General features: G+C 39.7%; 7 protein-coding genes. 6 read left to right on the plus strand and 1 reads right to left on the minus strand.

The window, feature by feature from the left end; translation table 11 throughout:
* Positions 1-13: 13 nt before the first annotated feature.
* Positions 14-3,196, minus strand: a complete 3,183-nt coding sequence (locus tag LY11_RS05305) for a SusC/RagA family TonB-linked outer membrane protein (protein WP_111632701.1) — start codon at positions 3,194-3,196, stop codon at positions 14-16.
* 422 nt (positions 3,197-3,618) lie between these two features.
* Here LY11_RS05305 and LY11_RS05310 point away from each other — a divergent pair, with 422 nt between their 5' ends.
* The 6 genes from LY11_RS05310 to LY11_RS05335 all read left to right on the plus strand — a co-directional run bounded on the left by LY11_RS05310 (position 3,619) and on the right by LY11_RS05335 (position 12,394).
* A complete protein-coding gene (locus tag LY11_RS05310; RefSeq protein WP_111632702.1) occupies positions 3,619-4,728 on the plus strand; it encodes a sensor histidine kinase in 1,110 nt (369 codons plus the stop codon).
* Positions 4,729-4,734: 6 nt separating this feature from the next.
* Positions 4,735-5,493: a LytR/AlgR family response regulator transcription factor gene (locus tag LY11_RS05315; RefSeq protein ID WP_111632703.1), complete on the plus strand. Its 759-nt coding sequence runs from the start codon at positions 4,735-4,737 to the stop codon at positions 5,491-5,493.
* Between the two features lie 156 nt (positions 5,494-5,649).
* Entirely contained in the window at positions 5,650-6,822 is a 1,173-nt protein-coding gene (locus LY11_RS05320; RefSeq protein ID WP_111632704.1) for an efflux RND transporter periplasmic adaptor subunit, read from the plus strand.
* A gap of 57 nt (positions 6,823-6,879) precedes the next feature.
* Positions 6,880-10,011 (plus strand): efflux RND transporter permease subunit, encoded by a 3,132-nt coding sequence (locus LY11_RS05325; RefSeq protein ID WP_111632705.1) that lies wholly within the window; start codon positions 6,880-6,882, stop codon positions 10,009-10,011.
* Positions 10,012-10,032: 21 nt separating this feature from the next.
* The gene (locus LY11_RS05330; protein ID WP_111632706.1) at positions 10,033-11,442 is read left to right on the plus strand and encodes an efflux transporter outer membrane subunit; all 1,410 of its coding nucleotides are present in this window, start codon (positions 10,033-10,035) and stop codon (positions 11,440-11,442) included.
* 106 nt (positions 11,443-11,548) lie between these two features.
* Positions 11,549-12,394: a YitT family protein gene (locus LY11_RS05335; protein WP_111632707.1), complete on the plus strand. Its 846-nt coding sequence runs from the start codon at positions 11,549-11,551 to the stop codon at positions 12,392-12,394.
* The last annotated feature ends 29 nt before the right edge of the window (positions 12,395-12,423 follow it).

Here is a 12,423-nt window from a genome sequence, read left to right on the forward strand (position 1 = left end):
CTTTTATAGCTGATTAAAATGCAACATTCAGACCTACTGTAACTGTACGTGTTGGTGAATAACCAGCAGAAGTAGTTCCGTTATAAGAATAACTTGGGTCCAATCCTTTACGTTTTGATAATAAGAACAGGTTTTCTCCACCTAAATAAACTCTCGCACTTTTCAAGTCTGCTTTAGCAATAAGCGCTTTTGGCAAATTATAAGAGAAAGTTGCTGATCTGAAAGACAGGTAAGAAGCACTGATCAACCAACGGTCAGAAGCAGCGTTATTAAAACCAGACTGACCTACATCTAAACGAGGTACATCTGTAATATCACCTGGGTTTTTCCACGCGTTTAAAGCATCAGTATGTAATGCTCCACCATATCTGCTGTAAGTCATTAAGCCTGCGTAAGCAGAGTCATAAACTTTACCACCTACCTGGTAATTCATAATAAATGAGAATTGGAAAGCTTTGTAGCTAAATGTATTGGTAATACTTCCTGCGTATTTTGGAATTGCAGTTCCTGCATAACCAAATTCAGCATTAGTAGGATTTATTGTATAGTCCTGACCATCAATTGTTCTGTTTTCCGCAGGATTACTTTTAATGCTTTTATCTCTTACGTATAATGAAACTCCATCCGCAGGATCTACACCAGCCCATTTTTTCAACCAGAAATCATATCTTGAATGACCAACTTCTAACTTTTTGGTTCCATCAACGATTGTTGGTGACTCAGGAGGTAATTTTGTCATTCTGTTTTTAACAGCAGTAAAGTTAATGTTGGCATCCCATTTAAAGTTTTGATTTTTAATGATGTCTCCGCCAATCTCAATCTCAATACCTTTGTTATTCATACTTCCAATATTTCTGGCAATTGTACCCACACCATTAGAAACTGGCAGCGGTACATTAAATAACAAGTTACTTGATCTTCTGTCGAATACTTCAAACGTACCACGCAATCTGTTGTTAAACAATCCATATTCTAAAGCAATATCTGTAGAGTAGTTAGTTTCCCATTTCAAAGCTGGTGTTTCCAGAGTATTTAAAACCAATCCACCGTCTTTAACGTTATTGTAGTTTAAGTTATAATACGACTTATAGTTATAGTAAATCGTATTTCCATCAACATCCAATAAGTTATCATTACCTACAGAACCGTATGAAGTACGTAATTTCAGGTAATTTACCCATGGTGTACTTTTCATGAATTCTTCAGCAGTGATTAGCCATGAAGCCCCAAGCGAGAAGAAATTACCCCATCTTGGTTTCGGTCCGAATTTAGAAGAACCATCTTTTCTGAACGATCCATTAACAAAATACTTACCATCGTAGTTATAATTTAACTGTGTGAAGTAAGACTCCAAATGATAAATGTTTTTATAAGCATTCAGTTCACTTGTTGTTGTAAAATTAATCAGCTCTGTGTTTCCATCCAAAACCTGACCATTTCTTGATCCCGTCATGTAAGAATAATCATACTGATAAGTTTCATGACCAGCAAGAAAGTCAAAATTGTTCTTTCCTACTGCTTTGTTATAATTCAAAATCTGATTCGCTGTAAATGACGACGTAGTTGAATTACTATTAGCTGCTCTACCAGCTGGTGCTCCATCACCGATCAATTTATTCTCGTATGAAGTAGCATTGTAGTTTGTAATATCTATATTCAGTTTTTGAGTGAATTTAAAATCTTTCAGGAAAGAAATCTCTCCGAAAGCTCTTGCACTCACCATATTTGTTTTAGCTAAATCCTGGTTTAAAAGCGTTTCTTGTACAACATGTCTTCCGCTGCTCGCTCCCGAAGGACGATTAGCGCCCTGATCAAAGATTCTATCACCATTTTTATCCAAAATAAAGGCTCCAGAAGTATCGTGCATATAAACAGGATAAATCGGTCCCATATTACGGGCAAAATAGAAGATGTTGTTATAACCTGTTGACCCTGTCGTTCCCTGAGTTCCTACATTCTGTCCACTTGCTCTGTTCGATTTACTTAAGTTTCCTGAAACATTCAAGCCTGTTTTAAACCACGTTAAAGGGTTTGCATTGATACTTGCACGTCCAGTAATTCTGTTATAATCTGAGCGTTCAACATATCCTTTGTCATCCAGGTAACCCAGTGACAGGAAATAATCAGATTTTTCAGAAGCACCGCTATAATTGATATTCGCATCAGTTCTTTTTCCAACACGTCTTAGTGGCTCTGCCCAATCAAAATCATTGTATAAAAGCTGAGCATTTGGATTTAGTAACCCATCAACACCTACAATTGCATTGTCAGCAACATTGAAAGGATTATATCCTAATGCACCTTTAATCGATGCAGTAGCCTTTGCTCTCGCATCAGCATCAGACAACGGTTTTCCACTTTGTGGATATTGCAAGTTGTTTTTATAAGCCTGCCATGCCAAAGGATAATACTGAGCAGCATCAACTCTGTCGTACTCAGAAATTCCTCTTGAGCTCACACCTTGCGTAATGTTTACTCCCAACTGATCGTTACCTTTTCTACCTTTAATAGTAGTTACAATAACAACACCGTTTGCAGCACGTGATCCGTATAAAGCAGATGCAGAAGCATCTTTCAAGATCGAAATGTTCTGAATATCGTTCACGTTCAGATTTGCAAGATCACCATCATAAGGAGCACCATCTACTACGTATAATGGTACGTTTGACGCATTAATCGAACCAAAACCACGAATACGAATAGATCCGGATGCGCCTGGCTGACCGCTACCAGCACTTGACATTACACCGGCAGAAGCACCTGATATAGCACTATTGATATTCGTCAATGGTCTTAATTCAAGGTCTTTTTTACCGATTTGAGCTACTGATCCTGTAATAGCTTCTTTTTTTGCAGTTCCATAGGCAACATTAATGACTACTTCACTTAATGACTGTGCGTCTTCGCCCAGTAAAACATTGATTACAGTTTTTGATCCAACTGTTTGCTCTGTTGTAGTATAGCCGATTGCTGAAAAAACAATCACGTCTGTTGGTGTAACCGGACCTACTGCGTAAGAACCGTTTCCATCCGTTTGCGCACCTGTTGTTTTTCCTTTAACTTTCACAGATACTCCTGGAATTGGAAGGCCATCTCCTTTTCCTGTTACTTTACCTTTTATTGTTATGTTTTGAGCAAATGCAGAACTTAAGCATAGCAAACTCAGCACAATAAAATTGAGTAGTTTTCTTTTCATTTAGAATAAGTAAGGTTAATTAATTGTTATTTGGGGTACAATATGTTCAATAAATTCTACTTACAAGAACTGTTAGCGGAAAAAGACTTATATTTATCTTATTTACATTCTAATTTTATTTAACAGAAAACAATTTCACTTTTAATGTCGCAATAGAACTATAAAATCATTTTAGCATGCACATAAACCTAATATTTACATAAATCACTGCAAGTGCCATCAGATTTTTATTGAATATGGTTTTCCCTATCTTTGATTTGCCTGCTATAAACCTTGCGGGCCAATACTACTGAGTGATTCAAAAGACCGTTTCAGCCTGATAATTATAAAGTTCAGTCAATAAGACCTTTTGCATAAAAGGCACGAATACTAGATTTATAGCTTATTACCTGTTTTGTTGATAAATACCTACCTATGAAGCCATGGCCAAGAATACAAAAGAAATAAGTGAACGTGCTTTTTATCAGAATTTCAGGTTTTTCATTTTACCCGTCGTTTTTTTATGTTTCTACATTTTCATTTACCTGTTAAACCCTTACGATCCGCTCTGGAACGTTTATTTTGAACAAAATATATATACTTTACTCACCGAGTGGCTGGGGGTAATGGTGATTTGTTTTTTGATCACTGAATCCAGCCTGCTCATCGCCCGGTGGCTGGACAGGCACATTCCGTGGATAGAATCACCATTACTACGCTTCTTTTGCCAGTTTTTCTTACAGATACTTAGCGCAAGTGTTGTGATCAGCCTGCTGCTCTATATTGATAATCTGGTCTATCCGCATTACGATACTTATTCACAAAGTGATAAAACATTCGGCTGGCAGGTTTGCATGGTAAGTATTATCATCAGCACCTTAATCAGTGCAATTTATACGGCCGATTTCTTCTTGCGCAAGTGGAAAATGTCAATGCTGGAGACATCAGCACTAGAGCTCAAAGCTTATGACCTGAACCAGGTAGCCATGCAGGCAGAACTTCAATCCCTGAAAGCACAGCTTGATCCGCATTTTATGTTTAATAATTTCAGCACCCTATCAAGCCTGATAGCTGAAAGTCCCGATTCTGCTTTGCTTTTCCTGGACAATCTCTCCAAAGTATATCGTTACATGATTATTAACCTGAGCAGAGATATTATTTCGTTGAAGGACGAAATCAAATTTATCAATTCCTATATCTACCTGATCAAAATACGGGTATCTGATAACTTGCAGATTAATATCGACATTCCCGAAAACTATGAAATTAAAGGTGTACCGCCTATCACATTACAATTATTGATAGAAAATGCCATTAAACATAATGTGGCTTCCCGCTCACGCCCGTTACTTATAAATATTTGTATCAATGAAGAAGGCTGGCTTGAGGTTTCAAACAATCTGCAGCTGGTCAACTTTCATATTCCATCAACACGTGTGGGATTAAAAAATATTATAAGCCGCTACCGCCTGTTATCGGATGCTTGCCCGCAGATCATTGAGAATGATAACATATTTACAGTCAAACTACCTTTATTGGAAATAACTGAATAACAAAAGATGAATATACTGATCATAGAGGACGAAAAACTGAATGCCATACGCCTGCAAAAGATATTGCTCGAAATAGATAGCCATACAGAGATCGTAGCAACTCTGGACACTATTGCTGACAGCGTACAATGGCTGCGTTCAAATCCCCATCCTAACCTGATTTTAATGGATGTGCGCCTGGCAGACGGTATTTGCTTTGAAATATTCACTAAAGTTGAGATCACCGTTCCTGTTATTTTTACAACAGCCTACGATGAATATGCACTCCGCGCTTTTAAGGTAAACAGCATTGATTACCTTTTAAAGCCAATTGATATTGATGAGTTAAAAGGCAGTATTTCTAAATTTAAGCAACAACACACGCAGAAAATATCTCCCGGTACAATTGAAGAGGTAGTCGCGATTATAAAAAAACAAAACCCGAATTATCGTTCCCGCTTTCTAATTCCATACCGTGATGGCTATAAGACTATTATGGTCCCGGACGTTGCTTATTTTTATTCTGAAAACAAGATCACGAATATCGTTACCCGTGATGCAAAGGAGCAGGCCTTATCTTATACGATGGATGAGCTTGAAGAACAACTGGACCCGACAATCTTTTTCCGTGCAAACCGGCAATATCTCATTAATATTAAAAGCCTGGAAAGTATCCACAATTATTTCAATGGTAAGTTAAAGCTTATTCTGGTTCCTGCCGCGCCGGCCGATATTCATATCAGTAAGGAAAAAGCAAGCCAGTTTAAGAAGTGGCTCGATAGCTGATTCAGTTGCACTGAAAGTTGTTTCATCTGCCAATAAAGCGTCCTCAGTTAGTTCTTCTCCTTCATTTTGTGACTTAAATCATAAAATTGCATCGTTGTAATCTGTATTTCATTAAGCAATATGGGTTCCCGCAATTTATGCAAATCCTATCACAACATGAAAGTTGAAAACAAATCTCCTCTAGTAAGAAGACCGGGCTTTTTATTTTGTTCAGCACTGCTCCTTACTACTTTATTCAGTTGCAGTTCCAATAAAGAAGGTGCTGGTGCTCAAGAAGCCCCACCAACAATTCCGGTTATTACGCTAGCTAAATCCGCAGCAACGACTACTAAAGATTACACCGGTACCCTGGAAGGAAAAGTAAATGTTGAAATCAGACCTCAGGTAGAAGGTTATCTTGACAAGGTTTATATTGATGAAGGCGCATTTGTTCAGGCAGGCGAGCTATTATTTAAAATTAATGATCAGCCTTACCAGCAGCAGCTCAATAATGCAGTTGCTGTTATGCACGCCGCAGAAGCAGCATTAAGCAATACACAGCTGGAAGTAGACAAAGTTATCCCACTGGTTAAAAGTAACGTAGTCTCTGCTATACAGCTTAAAACAGTCCAGGCAGCTCATAATGTAGCAAAAGCGAATCTGGAACAGGCGAAAGCTGCGGTAGGGTCAGCAAAGATCAATCTTGGGTTCACAAAGATTAAAGCTCCTGTAAGCGGTTTCATCGGCAGAATTCCCCGCAGATTAGGCAGTTTAGTTGGCAGAAATGATCAGCAGCCTTTAACTACGCTTTCAGATGTACATGAAATCTATGCTTACTTTTCTATCGGGGAAAGCGACTTTATCAGTTTCAAATCACAGTTTTCAGGTAAAACACTGACAGAAAAAATCAAGCAGATCCCTCCGGTTTCCTTACTCCTTGCCGATAATACTATTTATACACACCAGGGACGTATCAGTATGGTAGACGGACAATTTGATAAGAATACGGGATCAATTATGCTGAGGGCAACATTTCCAAATGCAGATGGCTTGTTACGTGCAGGCAATACCGGAAAAATCAGAATTGATCAACTACACGAAAGCTCTTTACTGGTACCGCAGGCATCTACTCTGGAACTTCAGAATAAAGTGTTTGTCTACAAACTTGCAGACAGTAATAAACTCAGCAGAGTAATGATCGGCATTGAAGGTAAAAGTGGCACAGACTACATCATTAAAGCCGGTTTAAAGCCTGGTGACAAGATCGTATCCATGGGGCTTGACCGCTTGCATGAAGGCATGGTTATTCATCCTGGTTCTTCATCAGCCGCTGCAAAAGCCGGAAAATAATCAAATTAACATTTAGCCAGGCAATTAGAATTGTCTGGCCTCATTATACAATGAACCATGTTTAAGAAATTCATAGAAAGACCCGTATTGGCTACGGTGATCTCCATTTTACTGTTAATACTTGGGTTTTTAAGTATGACAAAACTCCCGGTCACTCAATTTCCTGAAATCGCACCACCAAGTGTATTCGTGACAGCGGTATATCCTGGTGCAAATGCAGAAACAGTAGCACGGACTGTTGCCCCTTCTTTAGAAGATGCAATTAATGGGGTAGAAAATATGACTTATATCAAGTCAACTTCAAGTAATGATGGCTCACTAAGTCTTCAGGTTTACTTTAAACTCGGTACAGATCCTGATCAGGCAGCAGTGAACGTACAGAACAGGGTATCTCAAGCCGTAAGTCAATTACCTACTGAGGTTGTTCAAATTGGTGTAACTACACAAAAGCAGCAGAATAGTATGATTATGTTCATGTCTATTTATGATGACAGTAAAAAATATGATGCTGCATTCGTAGAAAATTATGCGAAGATCAATGTGATTCCTGTGCTTAAAAGAGTTACAGGAGTTGGTAATGTTACTGTATTCGGAAACAAAGATTATGCGATGCGTATCTGGTTAAATCCGGAACAGATGGCCTCTTACGGTCTGACACCGCAAGAAGTAATGGCAGCTATTCAGGATCAGAATGTGGAAGCAGCCCCGGGAAAATTCGGTGAAGGCAGTAAAGAAGCATTTGAATATGTACTTAAATATAAAGGTAAATCTAATCAGCCTTCAGGCTTTGAAGAAATGATTATCCGCGCTAATGCTGATGGATCTGTTTTGCGTGTAAAAGACGTGGCGAAAGTTGAATTCGGCTCTTATACCTACAGTGGTGACACCTGGGTAAATGGTAAGTTCGGTGCAGGTATGGCTATTTACCAAACCGCAGGATCTAATGCGAACAAGGTACAGGAAGACATCAATGAGGCGATGTTGAAATTGTCAAAAACGTTTCCTAAAGGCTTAAAATATGAAACCCCTTTGAGTACAAAAGTTCAGCTTGATCAATCGATTTCGCAGGTAATCCACACCTTGATAGAAGCATTTATATTGGTTTTTATCGTGGTATTCATTTTCCTTCAGGACTTCAGATCGACCTTGATCCCTGCTATCGCCGTGCCGGTAGCAATTATTGGAACGTTCTTTTTTATGCAGTTATTCGGATTCTCGATTAACTTGTTAACGTTGTTCGCCCTGGTATTGGCCATCGGAATTGTAGTAGATGATGCCATCGTTGTCGTGGAGGCTGTCCATTCAAAAATGGAACATGAACATCTTGCCGCAAAACCGGCTACACTATCGGCTATGCACGATATAACCGGGGCAGTAATTTCGATTACCCTGGTTATGGCAGCTGTATTTTTACCAGTAGGTTTCATGGAGGGCCCGACGGGAGTATTCTACAGACAGTTTGCCTTTACCCTGGCCATCGCTATTGTAATTTCAGCAGTAAACGCCTTGACACTGAGCCCTGCATTATGTGCGTTATTTCTGAAAAACAATCATACAGCACCGGATAAAAAGACAAAGTTTAGCGACCGGCTCTTTACTGCATTCAATACCGGATTTTCAGCAATGACAGATCGGTATATCAAAAGTGTCAAAGTATTGATTCGTTTCAAATGGGCAAGTTTCGGTGCATTTGCCTTATTAATGCTTTTAACTTTCTGGATGCTGCGTACTACACCTAAAGGCTTTATTCCTGATGAAGATGGTAGTTTTATTGTATTTTCTTTAGCGATGCCAGCAGGATCTTCTTTAGACAGAACCGGAAAGGCATTGAAGAAAGCCGACAGCATAATTAAAACCATCCCTGCCGCCGAAGGAGTTACCAGTATTTCCGGTTATGATATGTTAAGTTCAGCCACCAGCCCATCATTTGGTGTAGGGTTCGTCAAACTAAAAGACCTCGATAAAAGAGGAGAGCTCAAAAACATTAATGAGATCATTGGCGTGATGAATCAAAAACTCTCTACCATTCTGGAAGGCAGTATATTCGTATTTACCATGCCAACTGTCCCTGGTTTTGGAAATGTCAGCGGATTAGAATTTGTTTTACAAGACCGTACAGGAGCCCAACTTGATAAATTCAGTGAAATCGCCCAGGGATTTACGCAAGAGTTGATGAAACGTAAAGAAATAGAGGCGGCATTCACTACTTTCAGAACAGACTATCCGCAGCTGGAAATGGAAGTCGATGCTGTAAAGGCAAAGCAACTTGGTGTTAGCATAAAGGAACTCATGGGAGTTATGCAAGCTTATTACGGCAGTATACAAGCTTCCGATTTTAACCGGTTCGGCAAATATTACAGAGTAGTTGTACAGGCAAATGTGGCTTCAAGAGCGACACCCGAATCGATGAATGGAATCTTTGTAAAGAACAACAATGGCCAGATGGTCCCTGTCAACACCTTAATTAAATTAAAAAGGGTTTATGGTCCTGAAACGGTAGCGCGTTATAATCTTTTTAATGCGATCAGTATTAATGCAATGGCTAAAGCCGGGTTCAGTACAGGCGATGCCATTAAAGCTACGGAGGAAGTGGCAGCTAAATATCTTCCTGAAGGTTATAGTTATGAATGGACTGGGATGTCGCTGGAAGAAAAAACCTCTGGCGGACAGGCAGCAACCGTATTTGGCTTATGCTTACTCTTCGTTTACTTCCTGCTGGCTGCTCAATATGAAAGTTATATTTTACCATTAGCAGTTATTCTTTCTGTTCCAGTAGGTATTCTGGGGGTATTGTTAGCTGTTAACCTGGCTGGGCTGGAAAACAACATTTATGTACAGGTAGCCATGGTTATGCTAATCGGCTTACTGGCAAAAAATGCCATTCTGATTATTGAATACGCCGTACAACGACGTAAAGCAGGAATGACCTTATTGGATTCAGCCATTGAAGCATCCAAACTCAGACTACGCCCGATCATTATGACCTCTCTTGCATTTATAGTCGGGTTGATTCCATTGATGCGGGCTGTTGGGCCATCGGCATTAGGCAACCGTTCCATTGGAACAGGTGCAGCAGGCGGCATGGTACTGGGTGTAATACTGGGTGTGTTTATTATCCCGGTACTCTATGTCGCCTTTCAGTATTTACATGAAAAAATAAGTGGTAAGCCTACTGCGATAGAAAGTTAACAGACCTTTAGAAATCCGAACATGAAACTGAATAAATATATATACCTTTTAGCTGTACTACTGGCATTCCAGGCCTGCAAAACCGGAAAAAACTATGTCAGGCCGCAAACTGTACTGCCCGCACAATTCAATACCAGTGCAGCAGCTTCAGGTAAAAGTATAGCAAATATTGCCTATAAAGATTTCTTCACAGAGCCAACCTTAAGACAATTAATAGACAGCGCGGTACTGCGTAATTTTGACCTGGCTTTTGCCATTAAGAATATAGAAAGTGCCAGATTAAGCTTAAAACAGGCAAATGCGAGCCTGTTCCCCGATCTTAATCTGCAAGTCAATGCAGCGACTAACAGGGCTTCTGACAACAGCATCAATGGGATGAGTGCCGCCATGTTTGCCGGATCTAAACATATAGAAGACTACAATGTGAGTTTAGGCTTATCTTGGGAAGCGGACATCTGGGGGAAAATCGGAAGACAAAAAGAAGCCGCGCTAGATACCTATCTGCAAACTGAAGCCGTTGCCAGAGCAGTTCAGACTCAGGTCGTAGCGAATGTAGCACAGGGATTTTTTAACCTGCTGATGTTGGATGCTCAATTGGAAATAGCACATCATAATGTTGTCTTGAACGACAGCACTTTAATGGTCATCCGTTTACAAAAAGAAGCAGGACAAGTCAATAGCCTTGCCGTTCAGCAAGCCGAAGCACAACGTCTTTCTGCAGCATTGCTTGTTCCGCAATTAGAACAAACAATTGCTATCCAGGAGAACGCGTTGAGGACATTAGCAGGTGCTCTACCTTCAAAAATTGAGAGAAAAGTGAGTCTGACAGCCTTTGCTGTACCGGAACACCTGACCACAGGTATTCCTGCAGATATACTGGCTATCAGGCCGGATGTTAAAGCGGCGGAATTAGCTGTTATGGCTGCCAATGCAAGGGTTGGAGCATCCCAGGCGAACATGTATCCTTCCTTAAATATCACAGCAAGCGGCGGCATTAACGCCTTTAAGGCAAGTAATTGGTTTAATATCCCCGGCTCACTGTTTGGTACAGTAGCCGGAGGATTAACACAGCCAATTTTTCAGCGCCGGCAATTAAAAACGCAATTTGAAATTGCCAGGGTAGAGAAAGATAAATCTGTTATCGAATTTAAGAGATCTGTAGTTAATGCGGTAACTGAGGTAACTGATGCACTTGTTAAACTGGAAAAGCTAAAAAAACAACGTGAATTAGAAGAATCAAGAGTACAAACTTTAAAACTGGCGATTAAAAATGCAGATATGCTGTTTAAAAATGGAATGGCAAATTATCTGGAGATCATTACTGCACAAAGTAACGTATTGCAAAGTGAATTGAACCTCATGGACATAGAACGTCAGCAGCTGGGTGCAATGGTAGATCTTTACCGTTCATTGGGCGGAGGATGGAATTAGTTGTGTAAAAGCCAGAATTGTTTTAGATATTTGCAGAATAAATATCGCTGAAATCCTATTTAACGATCTCCCGATCCTATTTACTCTCATTATCTAAAACAATAACATGGCAACGCCGGCAACAAAAGAACATGCAAAGAATATCGCACTGATAATTTTAGGAACCCTTATTTTCGCCTCGGGTATCAATTATTTTGCTATTCCTAATAAATTGTCTGAAGGTGGGGTGATTGGTCTGACCATTGTTGCCTTTTACTATTTTCATTGGTCACCTGGTATTCTGAACCTGATTCTGAATGCTATACTGATGGCAATAGGCTATAAGCTACTCGACAAACGTACAATTGTTTATACGTTGTTTGGTATATTTTTCTCTTCCCTATTTTTATTCCTTACAGAAAACACACATGCTCCTTTAACTTCCGATCCATTGCTTGCGGCTATATTTGCAGGTTTGTTTGTTGGCGGAGGTATAGGCCTGGTCTTTCTTTCTGGAGGAACAACAGGTGGCTCAGCTATTATTGCAAGGCTATTTCAGAAGCTTTGGGGATGGAAACTAGGTACAGCAATGCTGATCGTTGACATCGTAGTGATCGGGCTTTCTACTTTTATTATTGGACCTGAAAAAACAATGTACACCTTAGTTGCCGTTTATATTGGGGCAAGAGTTGTAGATTTTATCGTTGAAGGATTTAACACTAAGAAAGCAGTGACCATTATCTCTGCACAATCGGTAATGATTGCTGAAAAAATAACAATGGGCCTGGTTAGAGGGGCAACGGTACTACATGGTCATGGCGCTTATACGAAAGACCGTAAAGAGGTTATTTATGTAGTGATCAGCAAACCTGAGCTTATAGAATTAAAAACGATGGTACATGAAACAGATCCTGATGCCTTTGTGGTCATTCATGATGTGCATGACGTTTTCGGCAAAGGATTCACCATCTAAAAAAAGGCTTGCAATTAGGTTTGCAAGCC

The organism is Pedobacter cryoconitis (genome assembly GCF_003259615.1).
Taxonomy (GTDB): Bacteria; Bacteroidota; Bacteroidia; order Sphingobacteriales; family Sphingobacteriaceae; genus Pedobacter; species Pedobacter cryoconitis.